Raw genomic sequence first — 18,872 nt, forward strand, 5'->3', positions numbered from 1 at the left:
ATACGGATTTAATCAAGAGCGTTCTGTTCGCCGATCATTCTCACCGCATAAACCTGATCACAGAAGCCTCTTAACCCGTTATAAATTCTCTGCACCTTCGACTCATACTGAACCAGTCCAAACACTGTCGGGCCGCTCCCGCTCATTAGCACGGCATCTGCCCCAAAGCGTTTCATCTGGTTTTTGATCATGGCAACTTCAGGATGCATATCAAGCGTAACAGATTCAAGCACATTGCCTAAACGGCTGCACATCTTTTGAAAATTCTTTTCCTCTATAGCCTCAATCATGCCATGAACATCGGGATGCTCTACATCATTCAGCTTCAGCTGTCTATACACTTCAGCAGTTGAAACACCGATTGTCGGCTTCGCTAAAATGACCCAGCAGTGAGGTGGCGTGCTGATATGTTTAATTTTCTCGCCGCGGCCTGTTGCCAGTGCCGTTCCGCCATAGACACAAAATGAAACGTCAGAGCCAATTTCCGCTCCAAGCTCAGCAAGCGTTTCTGCAGAAAGATTTAAATTCCACAGTCTGTTCAGCCCTCTAAGCGTTGCTGCCGCATCACTGCTTCCGCCGGCAAGACCGGCAGCCACCGGAATCACCTTCGTAATCATGATGGAAACTCCCTTTTTTACGTTGTATCTGTCCTTGATCAGCTTGGCAGCCTGATAAGCTAAGTTTCTTTGATCGTCGGGCACAAAACGGTTATGGGAAGAGACCCTCACTTCATCCTCTGCCAGCTCCGTCAATTCAATCCGATCCGCTAAATCAATCGTCGTCATGATCATTTCGACTTCGTGATAGCCATCCGGGCGTTTTCGGGTGACATCAAGTGACAAATTGATCTTCGCTGGCGCTTTTTCTAAAATACGCATAGCTTTCACCTACTTCTCCATCTAAACATAAGTATGAACATTGTATCACATTTGAAGTGCAGGATGAACATATCCATATTGCAGCCCATTACGTATTTATGTCCAAAATAAAAACCGGGGAACAGCACGTCCCCCGGGTCACATCCTTATCGGTTATTCTGATTCTGAGCCATTTGCTGTTCAGCGATTTCAATGGCGCGCTTTACCATGTTACCGGCATCGCGGGCGCGAATTTCGCCCCAGCCGCCATTTTTCACTGTGTCATAAAAACCAAGGTCTTTAGCCAGCTCATATTTAAACTCATCTGACATAACTCCACGACGTCTGCCCAAACGAAACAACCCCTTTTTTAGAAGTGATAGCCATTCGTGCACGCCACGATAAATATGTGACTGTTTTATCTTTTGTTATATCAGGCGGAACTTTCGTCATAATTACTGGAAACCAAAAAAGGCAAAACAAAAAGCAGTAAACAAAAGGTTCACTGCCCGTTAAAATGCCACTGAGCTTGCGGCGTCATCATTAAATGTCAACTCAACAGTCTCAGTCAAAATATCAGCATAACTGTATGAAACTCTTTCAAACGAATTCTCGTCTTGATCTAGTTGTATCACAAAAACAGAAGGGTACGTCTCAGCTAAAATGCCCGAACGCTCAATTGTTTTTCGGCGGCCACCGTTTGCTTTTAACGTCAGCCTTTTACCTAAATTCCCATCAAGCGATCTTTTAATATCGGACAACGTCTTCGCCATTGCATCCACCTCACTACATTTATTGTACAACACGAGCCCATTTTTGTCAAATAAAATTTAAATTATATCAACGTTAATAAGACGTTGTCAACAAAATTATTTTGACAAAATTCTATGATTCCTTAATTATTTTCCGCAAGTTTCGGTAAAATATGTATCATTATGTAAAATAAAAAACCCGCATAGTTTCCTATGCAGGTATTCATCTGTTAATTTGACTTATAAGGCATTCCAATTCTCAGCACTCCTCGTGTTTCTATACCTCCAAGCCCTTTCTCTCTTGTCAGCGTATTACGGAGCACTTCCCATACATTGATTCGTTCCATAAACGGCGTAAAACTGATTTTCGCAACGATATACACCGGATCAAGCGCATGAATGTTAACTCTTGATGGTGAACTCGCGAAATTGGCCCCCGCCCTTATCAGCGATTCAAAGTGAGATTGGCAGGCCCCAGCAAAAATAACAAGCTGATCTAAGTGAGGGATTTTTTTTCGTGCGTTTTGAACCGTTTCAACAAAATGCTTTGAATGTCTGTACGCGTTCAAATCATCAATGTTGCCCTTTTGCTTTGAGTACGCATCATGACCTGTTATCACCAAGATATCAGGTCGATATTTGTCGAGTAATTCTTCAATAGAAGCAGACATTTTCTTTTCATGACAATGGATGCCATAGACCGGCACTCCAATTTTCTTATAGACACTCAGGCATTTTTTCAGATATGCTTCATCCCCGTCCAAATGAAGCACTTTGCCCGGCATATGAAAATAATGCTCCTCATGCTGATACTGGCTTGTCGCATAGTACTCCTGCTTTTCTCTGAGCAGCTTATAATCCTGGCGGAGCAATTCGAGCGATTCATTCATTCTGCTCTCATCTTTCTTTTTCCGCATCATTTGCTCATCTTTTTTTACTGCTACAAGATCAGAAATATCCGCATCAGCAATCAGCCTGACTTCATCACCATGCAAAATAGCGATTGAATTTCCTTTGCTTGTTTGCTCTATTCCTATAATGCGAAACAAAACATCCATTTGATAGGATTTTCTGGCTACCATATCTCCTATTTGAAATTGCAAGTTCCTCACTCCACACATAGACTAAGCCTCATCATGAAAGAAAGAGCCTTGAGAAAGCGCCTTTTTTCGCTGAGTCCAAGTTTTTCTTCTCATTGAATGAAAGGTCCTTCTCTAGCCTATGTAGCGGCAGTCCAAGTGGTGCGCAAAACAAAAAGCCCTTTTAGAAAAGGGCTTTATACAATCCATTAGATAGCGCTGCAAACTCCTCAATAGACAGGGATTCTCCACGGCGCTTACCGTCAATATTTGTCTCTTCCAGCACTTGTTCAATCGCTGGCTTTTGCGCTTTTCCTTCAGGCAGGTTATTGACTAAGTTATTGAGCAGCGTTTTCCGGCGCTGAGCAAAGCTTGCCTTGATTAACTGAAAGAAAAATGCCTCGTTTTCCACGTCCACTGCCGGGCCGTCGCGGAGAATCAGCCGAATGACTGCGGAATCAACATTAGGCTGAGGAACAAACACAGTTTTCGGAACGGTCATCACCGTTTTGGCTTCAGTATAAAATTGCACTGCGATTGAAAGCGAGCCGTATTCCTTAGATGAAGGGTCTGCCGCCATGCGCTCTGCCACTTCTTTTTGCAGCATGACCACAATGCCTTTCAGCGGAAGATGTTCTTCAAGCAATTTCATGATAATCGGCGTTGTCACATAATAAGGAAGATTGGCTACAACCATGATCTCATCACAGCCTTGAAATTGTTCTTCAATAACTGATTTGACATCAGCCTTTAATACGTCCTGATGAATGATGGTGACATTGTCGTAAGGAGACAGCGTATCCTTTAAAATAGGCAATAATCGCTGGTCAATTTCAAATGCCGCGACCTTTTTTGCCCGCTTGGCAAGCTGCTCGGTCAAAGCCCCGATTCCCGGGCCGATTTCAATGACCCCTGTTTTCTCCGTCACTTCCGCGTGATCGACAATTCTGTCTAAAATGTTCGTATCAATTAAGAAATTCTGTCCTAAGCTCTTTTTAAAAGAAAAACCGTATTTTTTCAGTATCTCTTTGGTTCTTATCGGTGTCGCAATATCTTTATTCATTCTGTTCCTCCCGCATAACGGTATCGAGCGCACTCATAAAATCACTTTTTTTAATTTGAAACATTTGCAGCCGTTTTTGAAGCTGTTTGCCATTTGTATAGCCGATTTTCAACAGATCGCCCAGACGTTCGCGGCGGCGTTTGGCCGCAGATCCGCCAATCAGCCCTGCATGGATCAGATCCTCAGCTGAGATGTCACTCGGCTGGGCTTCCATTTCTTCATGCACGTTTTCTAAACATGCCCTAATGCTTTCAATCGATGCGTGCTCCACACCGATTCCCCGCTTGTTTTTAGGTTTGGCAAGATGCTTTGGCAAAAATGCATGCTTGCAGCCGGATACAGCCTCTGAAATGGTTTTGCGAATCTTCTCTCCCGGAAAGTCCGGGTCCGTTAAAATAATGACGCCTCTGGTCTTCTGGGCCAACCTGATTTGGTCAATCACATGAGCATCGATGGCTGAACCATTTGTTTCAATTGTGTCTGCATCAACAGCCAATTTGATGCGGGCCGTATCGTCACGTCCCTCGACCACAATAATCTCTTTAATTTTCATTATTGCCTCCAAAACAAAATAAAAACTTTTGTATATTTATGAAACTTTTTCTTATCTCGAGCGTCTAATAAACAGAAAATACACTTTGTTTATTATAACGAAAAAAACAGAGGGCGCAAAACCCTCTGAATACATAAGTATATATTAATTTAAAACTTTAATTTTGACTGTTTTATTTCCCCATCGGTACGCTGATGATTTTTCTGGGAAAAAGACGTCTATTTTGTTCCCTTTAATCGCTGAACCAGTATCTGCAGCAATCGCATATCCATAGCCTTCAACGTGGACTTTGGAGCCTAGCGGAATGACATTGGGATCTACAGCGATGACTTTCGCATTCGGATTATTTTTTAAATTAACGCCTGTAGCTGTATGACCTGAACAACCGCTGCAGCTTGCCGTATAAGCCGTAGATGAAACAGTCATGACTTTGCCAGTTGATTCATCGCTGCGGGACACAACTGTTTTTGAATCACCAGAAGCACTGACCTTTTCAACTTTTGGACTGCTTTGCTTCGTGCCGACAGCAATCACTTTATCCTTGCTTTGTTCAGCCGTTTCTTCTTTTACAAGCTCTCTGGACACTTCTTTGCCGTTTTCTTTAACGACTTCGAAATGTTTTTTAAGCTTGCCTTCTTTTCCTTTTTGGACGACTTTTTCTTCCCCTTTTTCAAGAGAAGCGTCTTCTTGCTTTTTCACATCGAACGCGATTTTCTCTTCAACTACATCGGTGACCTTTTCGATACGAGTAATTGTAATATCAGCCTTTCCTTTCGTCAGCTTTGCATCTAACGCAGGCTTGATTTTATCTTCGTCTTTTATGTTCATCTTTTGCTGTTTTAAAAAGTCAGCGACGGTAGTCGAAGTCGTCCAGATCTTCTTTTGTTTTCCTGCATCATTCACAGTCACCTGGAATGCGGGCTCTATGTTAATCTGCATGTCTTTCAAAATATCTGTATCTATTGCGGGATCAATTTGATCGTGTTCTTTCACATCAACATCTTGTTCGTCCAGTAATGCACCGACCGTTTTTGCTGTTGACCATAATGTCTTTTCTTTCCCGTTTATTGTAAGCTTGACAGGTTTTGCAGCCTCATACACAACGTCCATATCTGCTGTGATCTTTGTCTGTTTAGCAGGTGTGATCTTGTCTTCGTCTCTTGTCTTTATATCAAGCGTCTCCAAAAGATCACCGACTGTTTTTGCATGTGTGCGTATATGTTTCTTTTTGCCATTGATAGAAACTGAGACTGATTGTTTCATCAGCTCATGAGCCGCGTACGCAGTCCCGCTCCCTGCCAAAAGCAAACAAGCAGCAACCAGAATGACTTTGCTTTTGCTAAGCTTTACGGAAAACAGCTTTTTCATTTTTTGTGTGATGAAAAACGCCTCCTTCTCCTCGGAGAGATTATATAGAGTATCTAAAAGGCTGTCAACCCTCCTCTCTCTTTCTCCCAAAAGCCCAGTGTCTTCTTCATTATCCTGAAATACACTGAGAAACGGAAGAAAGACTTGTCGACAAACCTATCCTATGAGGAGAAGAAAGCATGTAGAACTTTTATGAATAAGCGCTGAAAAGGACAAGCTCTTACAAAACCCGCTAGCGTTTTTTGTCAGTTTATACGGAAAAGTCTTTTTGCATTTTCAGTCGTGATTGAAGCAACCTCTTCATAAGTCATTCCTTTTAATTCAGCAATTTGCTCAGCCACATATTTTACATAGCTTGGCTCATTTCTTTTCCCGCGGAAAGGATGAGGTGTAAGAAACGGGCAGTCCGTTTCAATCAACAAACGGTCATTCGGAATTTCCTTCACAACTTCCTTCGGCTTCTTCGCATTTTTGAATGTCACCGGTCCCCCGAATGATAAATAAAAATTCATTTTCATGCATTCTCTCGCCACTTCCGCACTTCCTGTAAAGCAGTGCATGATTCCGCCAACAGTTTCTGCGCCTTCCTCTTTCAAAATGGACACGACATCCTCCGTTGCATCACGGTTATGAATGATAATAGGTAAATTGACCTCTTTTGCTAAGGTGATTTGTTTTCTGAATACCTCTTTTTGAACGTCTTTAGGAGATTTATCCCAATGATAATCCAGTCCCATTTCACCGATCGCCACCACTTTTTCATGAGCAGAGAGCTCTTTAATCCATGCTAAATCTTCCTCAGTCATGTCGATTGCATCAACAGGGTGCCAGCCGATGGCTGCATAAATAAAATCATATTCCTCAATCATTTCCATTGCACGGGTAATGGTCGGACGATCAAAACCAACTACGACAATTCGTTCTACTTGTTCAGCTTTTGCCCGTTCAATCACCTCTTCCAGATCAGTATCATATTGTTCTGCATTTAAATGTGCATGTGTGTCAAACAACATAAGTAAAAAACTCCTTTCTTGTCGAAACACAAAAGGTGTTCGACGAATTGTTACACGTGAAACACCTTTTGTTTATCATTATTTAATTCTTGTGCCTGTCGGTAATGACTGATCGATAGATACGACTTTTAATGCGCCGTCTGCTTCCCCTGCAAGGATCATGCCTTGAGAAAGCTCGCCTCTCAGCTTAACCGGCTTTAGATTTGTTACACATACGAGTTTTTTGCCAATAAGCTCTTCAGGTGTATAATACTTCGCGATACCTGAAACAACTTGGCGTTTTTCAAAACCTAGATCCAGCTGCAGCTTCAATAAACGGTCTGCTTTTTTCACAGGCTCAGCCTCGATGACCTCTGCCACACGAAGCTCTACATCCATGAATTGATCAATCGTAATTTCCGGTAAGCGATCAACCTCTTGCGGCTCTTCTTCTTTTGTTTCTTCTTTAGCTGGCGCCGAGCCTTGCATCTTGCCTTTGATGTAAGCAATTTCTTCTTCTGCCTCTAAACGTGGGAATAACGGCTCACCTTTTTGCACTTTTGCATCTTTCAGTTGGCCGAAAGCTGTAATGCTGTCCCATGATTTCAACGTTTCATCCGTAATGCCCAGCTGCTCAAACATTTTCTCCGGTGTTTTTGTGAGGAACGGCTGAAGCAGTATTGCTGAAATACGCAATGATTCTGCCAAGTGATACATGACTGAATGAAGTTCTTCTTCTTTATCCGGATCCTTCGCAAGCACCCATGGAGCTGTCTCATCAATATATTTATTTGTACGGCTGATCAGCTGCCATAACGTTGAAAGAGCTACTGAGAACTCCATGTTTTCCATTGCCTTCTCGTAATTCTTTACTGTTTCTTCAGCGACTGAAGCGAGCGTTTGGTCAAATTCTGTTACAGCACCTTTGTAAGAACCGATTTGTCCGTCGAAATACTTATTGATCATCGCAACAGTACGATTCAATAGGTTTCCTAAATCATTTGCTAGATCATAGTTAATCCGCTCAACAAATCCTTCCGGCGTGAATACGCCGTCAGATCCGAATGGCACTTCGCGAAGCAGGTAATAACGTAGTTCATCTAAACCGTACCGTTCAATTAATGTAACCGGATCTACAACGTTCCCTTTTGATTTCGACATTTTTCCGTCCTTCATCAAAAGCCAGCCATGCGCAAATACTTGCTTCGGCAACGGCAAATCGAGTGCCATTAACATAATTGGCCAATAAATGGTGTGGAATCGCACAATCTCCTTACCGACTAAATGAACATCTGCAGGCCAATATTTTTGATAAAGCTCATCATTTTCTGTATCATAACCGAGTGCTGTTAAATAGTTAAATAGTGCGTCGATCCATACATATACAACATGTTTTGGATTTTCCGGCACCTTCACGCCCCAATCAAACGTGGTACGTGATACAGCTAAATCCTCAAGTCCAGGCTTGATGAAGTTGTTAATCATTTCATTTTTACGTGATTCCGGCTGGATGAATGTTGGATTTTCTTCATAGAACTTCAGAAGGCGATCGGCATATTTCCCCATACGGAAGAAATAAGATTCCTCTTTGATTAATTCCACCGGATGACCGCTGTCAGGACTTTTTCCGCCAATGACCTCTCCCTTTTCATTCCGTTCGATATCAACGAGCTGAGTTTCCGTGTAGAATGTTTCATCAGGAATACTGTACCAGCCTTCATATTGATCAAGATAGATGTCCCCATTATCAAGAAGTTTTTGAAAGACCTTTTCAATGACAACTTTATGCCGTTTTTCTGTCGTACGGATAAAATCATCGTTTGAGATTTCAAGTTGTTTCCAAAGTTTTTGAATATCTGCCGCTGCGCGATCCACATACTCCTGAGGTGTAATGTTTTCCTGCTCAGCTTTTTGTTGGATCTTTTGTCCATGCTCGTCCGTTCCCGTTAAATAACGAACATCAAACCCTTTTAATCTTTTGTAACGCGCCATTGCATCTCCCGCGACTGTCGTATACGCATGGCCGATATGTAATTTTCCGCTCGGATAATAAATCGGTGTTGTAATGTAAAAAGTATTGTTTTCTTGCGGCATCTTGAAACCTCCCAATCAGAATGTCAAAAAGCTCCCGCCCAAAGGACGAGAGCGGCGATAAGTGCAAATCATAAAATGATGATTATTTATATTTATCCTTTATCTATGATACCATCTTAGCCTTTAAGATCAAGAATATATACGTGTGCCAAGGAAAAGAATAATGAATTTGAAAAATCTTTTATGAAAGTAAAAAAAGTCTGTTCATGTCGAATTTTGTCGTATATAATCAAATAAAATAAACAACCTTAGTTCAAAAGTCTTGATTTAAAAGGATTTTTAGTAGGATAATAGCTTTATTAAAAATTTATAAAAAGCTGTTATTTCAGTAGTTTCTGATACATTACTGACTATAAGAACTAATTCTTACAATCAATAGCAAACAAAATGATTGACGATTATTGGAAACCTTGTTATGCTATGAAGGTAAGGATTTTGTCGAATAATGACGAAGAAAAATATAATTCAACCAAATAATCATCTCTTGGGAGGAGAAAGTTTATGAAATCTACTGGTATTGTACGTAAAGTTGATGAATTAGGACGTGTAGTTATTCCTATCGAGTTGCGTCGTACTCTAGGAATCGCAGAAAAAGATGCTCTTGAAATTTATGTTGATGATGAAAAAATCATCCTTAAAAAATATAAACCAAACATGACTTGCCAAGTAACAGGTGAAGTTTCTGATGATAACCTTAAACTTGCAAACGGTAAATTAGTTCTTAGTAAAGAAGGCGCTGAGCAAATCATCAGCGAAATCCAAAACCAGCTTCAAAACCTTAAATAATCATTTCTTTTACAAAAAACGTTCTTGTTATGACACAAGAACGTTTTTTTATTGCTGAATATGATAAGCATCGTACACTTCACGCTTTGGAACATTGCGATCAACTGCTGCTTTTTTTATAGCCTCTTTAGATGTAGCGCCTTTCGCGATGTAATGCTCGACATGTGCTTTAGGCGTGAGGGGCTCCCACCATTGTGCTTCCTCATCTGATTCTTCATTTTTATTGCCTTCTATGACGAGGCAAAACTCACCGCGTATCTGATCCTCGTTTGCCCATTCGATAACCTCAGATATCGTGCCTCTGATGAACTCTTCATATTTCTTGGTAAGCTCACGCGTCACAGCAATTTCTCGATCTCCTAATACCTCTGCCATCGCTGACAAGGTTTCCTTAAGTCTGTGAGGCGCTTCATAAAAGATGATCGTTTCCTGCCGTTTTTTCAGACTTTCCAGCTCCTTCTTCTTTTCTTTTTTCTGCCTGTTCAGAAAACCGTAAAAGAAGAAAGGCTGCGGGACAATACCAGAAGCGATTAGAGCCGTTAATGCAGCATTTGCTCCCGGCAGCGGCACAACATAACCGCCTATCTCCGTAAAATCCTTCACGATTTCCGCTCCCGGATCAGAGATGGTCGGCAGCCCAGCATCACTGACAAGGGCAATGTTTTTTCCGGTTTTGAGCCATTCAATGATTTTGTGTCCGCTGCTTTCTTTATTATGTTCGTGATAACTAACGAGCGGTGTTTCAATTTCGTATACATGACAAAGCTTTTTCGTTTGTCTCGTATCTTCCGCAGCAATTGCATCCACTGATTTCAGGGTGTCTATCGCCCGGAATGTCATATCCTCTAAATTTCCGATTGGTGTTGGGACCAAATATAGAATTCCCATGTCTGACTTTCCATTAAAGCTCATTTGGCGTCTTAACATATACAGCCTCCTTGCTGTTCCGCTTTTCTTCTATATAAAGCTCTTTTTTCTTCCGAGTCATTTTTTTGAAATAATATTCCGCCTGCATCGCTTCCCGCTTCGTTGAGAAAGCTTCGGCAAAAATCAATTCAACTGGACGTCTTACTTTTGTATACTTTGCGCCCTTCCCATCATTATGTGTTTTTACTCGTTTCTGCAGATCGTTGGTATACCCGGCATACCAACTATTGTCTTTACATTTCACAACGTAGAAAAAATGGTTATTTGTCTCCATATAAAATGGTCCTGATTTCTTTTGTGTATTCATTTTGTTCATTATAAACGAACAAAGGGGGGAGTATTTTTAAATCCGGACGTCCGCCTTTAATGCCTTCAACCAAAATGGTATTGGCTTCTTTCCCTTGCTTCGGATAGACAAATTGCACACGCTTCGGCTCGATTTGGTAAGCCTTCATCAGTTCAAAAATCTCTAATAGCCGTCCCGGCCGGTGAACAAGGGCTGCCTTTCCCCCTTGCTTGAGCAGCTTGCTGCTGACTGAAATGACATCCTCCAATGTGCAGTGAATTTCATGTCTTGCGATTCTAAGATGCTCATTCATATTTTGTTCTGTTTGCTTCGGCGTTTTAAAATACGGCGGATTGCAGGTGACAACATCATATCGATTATGTCCCAGCTTCTCCGGCATGTTTTTCAAATCCTCATGTATCATTTGAATCTGATCCTGTAGCTGATTATACTCCACACTGCGAACAGCCATATCATGGAGCCTTTCTTGAATTTCAACTCCAAGAATGTCCGCTTTTGATCTTGTGCTGAGCAGCAGCGGCACAATGCCATTGCCTGAGCATAGATCAACGATTTTTCCTTTTTGAATTGGAACGTAGGCAAACTTGGACAGCAGCACAGCGTCCAATGAAAATGCAAACACCGTTGGACTTTGTATGATTTTCATGTCCTCTGCCAGCAAATAATCTAATCTTTCATCATCACGTAATGAAACCATCTTCTTATCCTTTCAGTACCTTTGAAAAAGGCTCCCGTCTTATGCGGAAGCCTTTTCCTTATTTTTTATTTAAGAATGACAGACAGAACAGACAATCTTCTTTTCGAACACTTCCATAGTGAACATTGCAGATATGAAATCCTTCTTGATACAGACGTGCCAGATTATCATATCCTTCCCCTATATCAGTTTGCTCTGTCTTCTGTGTTTTTGATTCTTTTTTATCAGCTTTGAACTTTTCAATCTGCTGCGTCGTATCGTCCAGCCGTTTGCGCAAATTCTTGTTTTCAAGCTGTAAATGATGATTTTCTTCAATCATCTCACCGATATGCTGCTTCAAATCCCCCAGCTGTCGGTACAGTGAGCCAATTTGTTCTTCTAAGTTAATGACGGTATCAAATAACTCTTTTTTATCCAAGGTTCCACACCTCGTTAATCTGTGGTTTGTGCGGATACGACGCCCTCTTCCAAGAGCTCTTCCCAAGTATATTCTATCACTTTTTCACGGTTTATCAGTTCCACCTGAAGCACCCGTTCCAGAATATTAAGTCCGACGACCTTTGCAGGGCCGTTGGCTGTCGTAATCATTTCTCCTATATCCGGAAGCTGTTCTTTGGCCGTCTCATACTCATCGTTCTCATATTTTAAACAGCACATCAGACGTCCGCAAAGACCTGAAATCTTCGTAGGATTTAAAGACAAGTTTTGGTCCTTGGCCATTTTAATGGAAACAGGTTCAAAATCTCCAAGGAACGTTGAACAGCAAAGCATTCTTCCGCAAGGACCGATTCCTCCGAGCATTTTCGCCTCATCCCTTACTCCGATTTGACGCAGCTCAATTCTTGTTTTAAAGATAGAGGCCAAATCTTTTACAAGCTCTCTAAAGTCTACCCGACCGTCAGCAGTGAAGTAAAAAATAACTTTATTGCGGTCAAACGTAAATTCAACATCGACCAGCTTCATATCCAAGCCATGTTCAGCCACTTTCTTTTGACAGATGTCAAATGCTGATAAAGCTTCCTGTTTGTTTTCTTCTACGATGAGAAGGTCACGCTCGTCAGCCACACGTATCACTTTTCGAAGGGGCAGCACGACGTCGTGCTCATCCACCTGTTTATTCGCAATCACGACCTGGCCGTACTCAACGCCTCTGACAGTTTCTACAATAACGCAGCTGTCATGTTCTATATGAAATCCATTTGGATCAAAATAATATATTTTACCCGCTTTCTTAAAGCGGACTCCAATTACATTGTACAAGCTTATCCCTCCTGCAACATTAACACCAAGTGCTCCATTAATCCTTGTACATTCACATTGGAATGAAGCCGTTTCTTTGCTTCTAAAACAGCAAGAATCTGATTCGTAACGCTTTGTTGTGTCGATTGTAACGCATGCTGTTTTATTGATTGGAATAAGTCTTGATAAATCAATTTATCTTCATTTCCTATTTGGATGGACAACACATCGCGATATATCAATAAGAGCATATCAAGACCCATTTCTTGATGGGTTTTTTCTTTGAAAAAGGGCATCCATTGATCTTGAATAAAGAAAAAAGCATGTCCTTTCCGCTGGTGTAGGACTTCATACAATTTTATCACTTTCGCTCTAGACTCTGCAAACTCATCATTTCGACTCAATTCGACTGCTTCTGCTACATTATTGGTCATGTTGGCCAGAAGCCTTGCCATATGAGGCGAGACCTCTTGTTCGATGAGTCTATCTTCAATTGCTTTGGGCTGCAAAGGCTGAAAGGGAAGGGTTTGGCACCTTGAAATGATGGTATCCAATAACCGTTGGGGCTGCTCCGTGATGAGGATGGCCATTGTATCTTTATTCGGTTCTTCTAAAAATTTCAGCAGGCTGTTCGCCGCATTCGCTGTCATTTGATCTGCATGAGAAATAATATACAGCTTTTTATGCGATTCAAGCCCTGTCTTAGAAAACTCCTCTTGTAGCGCTTGAATTTGCGCCTTTTTGATCGATAAACCATCAGGCTGGACAAGATGGAGATCAGGGTGGTTCCCTGACTCAATCCGTTTACAGTTTCGGCAGCTCTCACAAGGCTCCGCGCCAACCTCCAGGCAAAAAAAGCTTTTCGCAAGAAGCAGCGCGGCATCAAGCTTGCCTGTTCCTTTTTTTCCCTCAAACAAATAAGCGTGTGATAGTCTGTCCTTCTCAATACTATTATATAAAAGCTTCATCACTCTGGGCTGAAGCTCGTTCATTTCATTCCAAGATATTGCCATTATATCACTCTCTATGTGTAAAGGTTAATCAATAAACCTTTTATTTCGCCAATACGCTCCAGCAAATCAATTGCCGGTTTTTCCTGATCCATCATCTCTTCCGTAAGCTGTATCAATTTGTCGTCGATTTCTTTTACAAGTCCCAGCGTTCTGCTGTTGCCATATAGGTCAAAGCTTTTCGATGTTTCATGTGAAAGCCCGCTGTCTACGGCCTCTTTGACAAAACGCTTCACCTGTCCTTTGAACCTCGCCAAGTCTTTAAAATTGCGGGATTTCGTCAACCTTTTTCCAAATGCCTCGATATCTGATAACAGCCGAGTGAGCTGATCAAATTTCAATTTGCTGCTTTGGTTTTCCATCGATGTTTTAAACGACGCTGTCATCTCAGATGTTTTCACAGAAGGAAGCTGTTTATTATCTATAAATGTACGTATATCTTTATTAATTTTCACAGTTTCAAATCCTTAAAATTGATGAAATTCATCGACTGGAAGGACAAATACTGTCGCTCCGCCAACTTCCACTTCGACTGGATAAGGGACATATGAATCAGCATTTCCACCCATTGGAGATACAGGCGCAATCATCTGATCACGTTTCTGTCCGTTTTCTTTAATGAGGCTCAATGCTTTATCGACGCGTATATCTTCGACACCAATCATAAACGTTGTATTACCTGATTTTAGAAATCCTCCCGTCGTCGCAAGCTTTGTCACTCTAAAGTTGTGATCCGTTAAGGTTTTCAAAAGCCGGTTGCTGTCCTGATCTTGTACAACTGCCACTATCAATTTCATCTGTGAAGGCCTCCTTTAGATTGGAAACAACAATGATCTCGTTTACATTATTATATCAACTATTGGTAAACAGGTCACAATTGAATTTTTTTCAACGCTTCATTGATCACCTTCATAACGTCCTGAACAACGAGGTCTTTGGATTGGCTGGCATCAACAGAGTGAAATCTTTCCGGGAATCGTTTCATCAACTCTTGATAACCTTCCTGTACCTTTGTATGGAAGCTTAATTTTTCTAAATCGAGCCTGTTTTTCTCCCGCGAGCCGTTTGCGTAAATGCGCTTCAGTCCTTCTTCCGGACTAATTGAAAAATAAACCGTTACATGGGGCATCATATCGCCGATAGCAAACTCATTAATTGACAGAACCTCATCAATCCCAAGTCCTCTGGCATATCCTTGGTATGCAAGCGAGCTGTCTATGAATCTGTCACAAAGAACGACGTGCCCCTGTTCCAATGCTGGTTTTACTTTTTCAACTAAATGCTGGCGTCTTGCAGCCGCATATAAGAGAGCTTCTGTTTTTGGGTCCATTAATGTGTTGTTCTCATTCAGAATGACCTCTCGAATTTGTTCTGCAATATCTATGCCGCCTGGCTCTCGAGTTGCTGTAACCTGAAGGCCCTCAGCTGTCAGTATGTTGTTGATTTCCTGCAGAACAGTCGTTTTCCCCGCACCTTCTGGACCTTCGAATGTAATAAATAAACCGCTCATGATTTCTCCTCTTCTATATAAACAAGTAGTTGTTTCTCTTTGATTTTCGTATTCCCTTGAACATGCATTTTCATGCTGATCAAGCGGCTGAGCTTTTGCACACTTTCTTTTGTCATTCTTTCTCCCGCCATAATCATCGGAATACCCGGAGGATAAGGAATGACATCCTCTGCGTTCAGCCGGCCTGCCGCTTCATCAAAGTCCACATATTCTTTTTTGAACGTTTGCAGCTCTTTTTTTTGATAAGGCAAGACAGTAACAGGCCGCGTTGCCCATTCTCCAGAAACAAACACCTGATCGGGAGGCGTTTTTTCAATCTCTTCATCAATGAATTTTATCGTTTCAGCGCTTATTCTGCGATTTCCTCCCAATGGAAGAACGAGCAAGACTTGATTTTCATCCGCAAGCTCAGTGAATATGTTGGCACGTTCTAATATGTTTTGCAGCGTATACCCTGAATGCCCACGTTTTGAACGTAATGTAAGCTTGAGGGGATCCGTTATCATCCGTGGATCGGCCGGCTTGACAGCTTCTGCATTTCTAAGTGAATCAAACGTTTGTTTAAGTAATTGTATTCGCTGCAGAATGTCAGAAAGCTTTTGTTCTTCTATTATATGCTGTACATAAGCGCGGGCAATGTCTAACGAAGCCATAATCGGATAAGAAGGGCTGCTGCTTTGTAATCGATTTAAATACTCTGCCACCCGATTCCGGTCAACTCTGCTGCTGTTAAGGTGCAAATAAGAACCCATCGTCATGGCAGGCAGCGTTTTATGAGCCGACTGAACAACGATATCTGCCCCCATCGTTAAAGCTGAGGACGGAAAAGGCTCCCCTAAAATAAAATGTGCGCCATGCGCTTCATCGACTAAAACAGGAATCCCGTAATGATGGGCCTCTGAAATGATTTCGGTCAAATCAGCACTATGCCCGTAATATGTCGGATGGGTCAGCACCAAGCCTTTCGCATCTGGATATGCTGCCAAGGCTTCTTTAACTGTTTTTAACGGAACATGAGTAGGCACATGCATCGCTGAATCAATGTCGGGTGCAAGATAAACCGGCTCAGCACCAGCCATATCAACAGCATGAAACACAGATTTATGACAGTTTCTTTGAACCAGAATGATATCACCCGGTTCACAAACAGATAAGATCATCGCTAGGTTCCCGACAGTTGTTCCATTCACCAGAAAAAAACTTTCCGTTGATCTATATAATTGACTGACAAGCTCCTGTGCTTCCTTAATTACCCCAGAAGGATGATGGAGGTCATCCAGTCCTGTCAGTTCAGTTACATCAATGGTAAGAAGCGGACCGAATAACGACTTAGCGTCATCAAAAAAGACATCTCCATTGTGATGTCCCGGAACATGAAATGAATGAGAATGTCTTCTCGCATGTTGAATCAGTGCTTTATATAAAGGTGTGTTCATTAAAACAATCCTTTGAATGTGTTTTCTTATCCTTATTATATCGTGCCTCTGACAGAACTTAAAGATAAGACTTACTGGTAACTACCTTTCCTTCATCGTAAGCAGCTTATGCTTCAGATCGTCTTCCATCACCATGAGTTCTTCTTCTGCCCGACGGCGTTTGATTCGTCCTTCTTCTTGTATGGTCAGCGTTTCTTCAAGCGTGCTTATTAAACTTTCCTGCACCTTTTTTAACGTATCGATATCTACAAGGCCTCGTTCATTCGCCCTCGCAGTTTCAATTGTATTGGTCTTCAAAAGCTCCGCATTTTTCAGCAAGAGCTCGTTGGTTGTATCTGATACTTTTTGTTGGGCATCTACTGCATTGCGCTGCCTTAAAAGCGTCAGCGCAATCGCTACTTGGTTTTTCCAAAGCGGAATCGCTGTCACAATGGATGACTGAATTTTTTCAGCTAACGCTTGATTTGTATTCTGAATCAGCCTGATTTGCGGGGCACTTTGGATTGTGATTTGCCTGCTGAGCAGCAAATCATGCACCCTTTTATCTAAACGGTCAGCAAATTGAACCAAATCGTTTACTTCTTGAACTGCCATTTGGTTGTGTTCGCTTGATTCAGCCTTTTGCTTCAATTGAGGGATTGTTTTTGTTTTTAATTCCTCCAGCTTCAGTTCTCCCGCAGCAATATATACATTCAACGCCGTGAAATACTCTTTATTTTTTTCGTATAGCTGCTCTAATAGCTTATTGTCACTGATTAAAGCATTTCTAGAGTGTTCCAGCTTCAAGCTGATTCTGTCTATCTGTACGCTGGTCTTTTGATATTTAGACAGCACCTCCTGAAGAGAATTCGACACTCTTCCAAACACGCGCGAAAAAAATCCTTTTTTCCTAGACTGAAGATCATCGGGATTTACTTGCTCCAGCTTTTTCATCAGCTCTCCAAGTATTTCGCCAATCTCCCCGACATCCTTCTTTTGAACATGATCAATCATAGTATGAGAAAAATTCAGCAGTTTGGACTGAGCTTGTGAACCGTATAAGACAATACTTTGCATATTTTTATGATCGATCTGCCCAGCAAGCTGAATTGCTTTTTCCTTGTTTTCCTCGGGAAGAACATCAATAAGGCGCACTTGCTGCTTCTCCGCTTTTACTGCCTCCGCCTCTATTTCTCCAAAAGGGTCCGCCAATAACTCATCGATATGAAGGTCGCTTTGATCTCGGTCCATCGCTCTTACCCTCTTCCATTATTTCTTTAATGAATGCTTCGCTGCATCTAATTCAAATTGCAGTTCGTCAATATCATCACCCATTAATTGAGTTAAATCTTCCTCTAAACGCTTTGTCAGTTCAGCGAGTGTGATGCGTGCCTCACTCAGTGACGTCGACAGCTCTTTGCTTTTTTTCGGATGTGATGATAAAAAGGCATACTTCTCTGTCAGTTCAACAACTGAATCGAGCGTTTGGTAAAAAAATCGCTCAGCCTGATAAAACCGCTTCGGTTCTTTTTTTGTAAGAATATAAATCCTTCTGACAAGTCTCAGCATTTCTGCATTTTGTTTAAACATTTGTATGCTTTTCGCTTGAAATAAAGCTTTTCGAAGGCGTATGATTTTATGCCTTGCTTCCTCTAGGTTTTTCTTTATATAGGCATATTCTCTTCCTGTCAGTCCATGCTTCTTGAGAAACAACCGCCTTGAATTCCAAACACCAGTTGTATATACGACTAGTCCTGAAGCGAGCCCATATACAAATGATAAAAAAAGAGGCTGATTCAGACCGAAAAAGCACAGTATTCCTATGAAAACAAAAGTCGCACTGCTCGTGAAACTCCATATTAAAAAGTGAAGAAATCTCTGCATGAGATCATCGACTCCTGTGTATATTCTCAGTTTTAATATTATTATCTACTACGATCAATCCCTAAACAAGTTTCATTACTTTTTATTAACTCATTTCTTTTAAAAGAATACAAAAAAAGACCTCTTCAGGTCTTAAGAATATAATGGCGGTGTATGAATGCTTTTAAGCTTTTTTACATAAAAGGCATAGTCAGGATCTGAAGTTGATGTAGAAATTACTTTTCTCTCACAATCTAAGCATATGAATTTCGTATAAAGATGAATGCCTCTATCCTTCTCTTGATCACAAATTACACATGTACGATTTAGTTTACCTGTTTCGTCCATCGTCCCCACCTC

Annotated in this window: 23 protein-coding genes; 1 reads left to right on the forward strand and 22 read right to left on the reverse strand. The window is 41.4% G+C overall.

The window, feature by feature from the left end; genetic code table 11:
- Window positions 1-8 precede the first annotated feature (8 nt).
- The 9 genes from ispE to metG form a co-directional block, all read right to left on the reverse strand.
- Complete coding sequence (gene ispE, locus BV11031_RS18675) at window positions 9-878, reverse strand: 4-(cytidine 5'-diphospho)-2-C-methyl-D-erythritol kinase (RefSeq protein WP_039076452.1); 870 nt, start codon at window positions 876-878, stop codon at window positions 9-11.
- A 146-nt stretch (window positions 879-1,024) separates the two neighbouring features.
- Entirely contained in the window at window positions 1,025-1,210 is a 186-nt protein-coding gene (locus tag BV11031_RS18680) for a small, acid-soluble spore protein, alpha/beta type (RefSeq protein ID WP_003218333.1), read from the reverse strand.
- Window positions 1,211-1,369: 159 nt separating this feature from the next.
- Complete coding sequence (gene veg, locus BV11031_RS18685) at window positions 1,370-1,630, reverse strand: biofilm formation stimulator Veg (protein ID WP_003218330.1); 261 nt, start codon at window positions 1,628-1,630, stop codon at window positions 1,370-1,372.
- A 209-nt stretch (window positions 1,631-1,839) separates the two neighbouring features.
- Complete coding sequence (gene prtG / locus BV11031_RS18690) at window positions 1,840-2,712, reverse strand: sporulation-specific protease PrtG (protein ID WP_121641679.1); 873 nt, start codon at window positions 2,710-2,712, stop codon at window positions 1,840-1,842.
- A gap of 160 nt (window positions 2,713-2,872) precedes the next feature.
- On the reverse strand, window positions 2,873-3,751 hold the full coding sequence (rsmA, locus tag BV11031_RS18695; RefSeq protein ID WP_039076454.1) for a 16S rRNA (adenine(1518)-N(6)/adenine(1519)-N(6))-dimethyltransferase RsmA: 879 nt from the start codon (window positions 3,749-3,751) through the stop codon (window positions 2,873-2,875).
- Window positions 3,744-4,304, reverse strand: a complete 561-nt coding sequence (gene rnmV, locus BV11031_RS18700; RefSeq protein ID WP_039076455.1) for a ribonuclease M5 — start codon at window positions 4,302-4,304, stop codon at window positions 3,744-3,746. The genes rsmA and rnmV overlap by 8 nt, the downstream gene beginning before the upstream one ends.
- A 144-nt stretch (window positions 4,305-4,448) precedes the next feature.
- A complete protein-coding gene (locus BV11031_RS18705) occupies window positions 4,449-5,762 on the reverse strand; it encodes a ubiquitin-like domain-containing protein (RefSeq protein WP_129550823.1) in 1,314 nt (437 codons plus the stop codon).
- A 155-nt stretch (window positions 5,763-5,917) separates the two neighbouring features.
- Window positions 5,918-6,685, reverse strand: coding sequence for a TatD family hydrolase (locus BV11031_RS18710; RefSeq protein WP_129550824.1), 768 nt, complete (start codon window positions 6,683-6,685; stop codon window positions 5,918-5,920).
- Between the two features lie 78 nt (window positions 6,686-6,763).
- On the reverse strand, window positions 6,764-8,758 hold the full coding sequence (gene metG / locus BV11031_RS18715) for a methionine--tRNA ligase (protein WP_129550825.1): 1,995 nt from the start codon (window positions 8,756-8,758) through the stop codon (window positions 6,764-6,766).
- A 501-nt stretch (window positions 8,759-9,259) separates the two neighbouring features.
- Here metG and abrB point away from each other — a divergent pair.
- Window positions 9,260-9,544 carry a transition state genes transcriptional regulator AbrB gene (abrB, locus tag BV11031_RS18720; RefSeq protein ID WP_039076459.1) on the forward strand — a complete coding sequence of 95 codons (285 nt, stop codon included), beginning with the start codon at window positions 9,260-9,262 and terminating at the stop codon, window positions 9,542-9,544.
- Between the two features lie 48 nt (window positions 9,545-9,592).
- Here the strand turns inward: abrB and rsmI are convergent, their stop codons facing one another.
- The 13 genes from rsmI to csfB all read right to left on the reverse strand — a co-directional run bounded on the left by rsmI (window position 9,593) and on the right by csfB (window position 18,860).
- A complete protein-coding gene (gene rsmI, locus BV11031_RS18725; RefSeq protein ID WP_129550826.1) occupies window positions 9,593-10,471 on the reverse strand; it encodes a 16S rRNA (cytidine(1402)-2'-O)-methyltransferase in 879 nt (292 codons plus the stop codon).
- Window positions 10,446-10,745 (reverse strand): GIY-YIG nuclease family protein, encoded by a 300-nt coding sequence (locus BV11031_RS18730; RefSeq protein WP_129550827.1) that lies wholly within the window; start codon window positions 10,743-10,745, stop codon window positions 10,446-10,448. Before BV11031_RS18730 ends, rsmI begins: the two co-directional genes overlap by 26 nt.
- Complete coding sequence (locus BV11031_RS18735; protein ID WP_129550828.1) at window positions 10,732-11,475, reverse strand: tRNA1(Val) (adenine(37)-N6)-methyltransferase; 744 nt, start codon at window positions 11,473-11,475, stop codon at window positions 10,732-10,734. Before BV11031_RS18735 ends, BV11031_RS18730 begins: the two co-directional genes overlap by 14 nt.
- A 58-nt stretch (window positions 11,476-11,533) precedes the next feature.
- A complete protein-coding gene (yabA, locus tag BV11031_RS18740) occupies window positions 11,534-11,893 on the reverse strand; it encodes a replication initiation-control protein YabA (RefSeq protein WP_039076463.1) in 360 nt (119 codons plus the stop codon).
- A 14-nt stretch (window positions 11,894-11,907) separates the two neighbouring features.
- Window positions 11,908-12,735: a competence/sporulation regulator complex protein RicT gene (gene ricT, locus BV11031_RS18745; protein WP_003242158.1), complete on the reverse strand. Its 828-nt coding sequence runs from the start codon at window positions 12,733-12,735 to the stop codon at window positions 11,908-11,910.
- Window positions 12,736-12,737: 2 nt separating this feature from the next.
- Window positions 12,738-13,727 carry a DNA polymerase III subunit delta' gene (gene holB / locus BV11031_RS18750; protein ID WP_121641672.1) on the reverse strand — a complete coding sequence of 330 codons (990 nt, stop codon included), beginning with the start codon at window positions 13,725-13,727 and terminating at the stop codon, window positions 12,738-12,740.
- A gap of 11 nt (window positions 13,728-13,738) precedes the next feature.
- On the reverse strand, window positions 13,739-14,179 hold the full coding sequence (locus tag BV11031_RS18755) for a YaaR family protein (RefSeq protein ID WP_039076465.1): 441 nt from the start codon (window positions 14,177-14,179) through the stop codon (window positions 13,739-13,741).
- 12 nt (window positions 14,180-14,191) lie between these two features.
- Entirely contained in the window at window positions 14,192-14,521 is a 330-nt protein-coding gene (gene darA / locus BV11031_RS18760) for a cyclic di-AMP receptor DarA (protein ID WP_003218295.1), read from the reverse strand.
- Between the two features lie 74 nt (window positions 14,522-14,595).
- Window positions 14,596-15,234 carry a dTMP kinase gene (gene tmk / locus BV11031_RS18765; RefSeq protein ID WP_039076466.1) on the reverse strand — a complete coding sequence of 213 codons (639 nt, stop codon included), beginning with the start codon at window positions 15,232-15,234 and terminating at the stop codon, window positions 14,596-14,598.
- Complete coding sequence (locus tag BV11031_RS18770) at window positions 15,231-16,670, reverse strand: aminotransferase class I/II-fold pyridoxal phosphate-dependent enzyme (RefSeq protein WP_129550829.1); 1,440 nt, start codon at window positions 16,668-16,670, stop codon at window positions 15,231-15,233. The genes tmk and BV11031_RS18770 overlap by 4 nt, the downstream gene beginning before the upstream one ends.
- An 81-nt stretch (window positions 16,671-16,751) precedes the next feature.
- Window positions 16,752-17,900 (reverse strand): toxic anion resistance protein, encoded by a 1,149-nt coding sequence (locus tag BV11031_RS18775; RefSeq protein WP_039076468.1) that lies wholly within the window; start codon window positions 17,898-17,900, stop codon window positions 16,752-16,754.
- Window positions 17,901-17,918: 18 nt separating this feature from the next.
- Window positions 17,919-18,533 (reverse strand): 5-bromo-4-chloroindolyl phosphate hydrolysis family protein, encoded by a 615-nt coding sequence (locus BV11031_RS18780; RefSeq protein ID WP_129550830.1) that lies wholly within the window; start codon window positions 18,531-18,533, stop codon window positions 17,919-17,921.
- A 132-nt stretch (window positions 18,534-18,665) separates the two neighbouring features.
- Window positions 18,666-18,860, reverse strand: coding sequence for an anti-sigma-G factor (gene csfB, locus BV11031_RS18785; RefSeq protein ID WP_129550831.1), 195 nt, complete (start codon window positions 18,858-18,860; stop codon window positions 18,666-18,668).
- Window positions 18,861-18,872: the final 12 nt, after the last annotated feature.

The sequence above is a fragment of the Bacillus vallismortis genome (assembly GCF_004116955.1).
Classification (GTDB): domain Bacteria; phylum Bacillota; class Bacilli; order Bacillales; family Bacillaceae; genus Bacillus; species Bacillus vallismortis.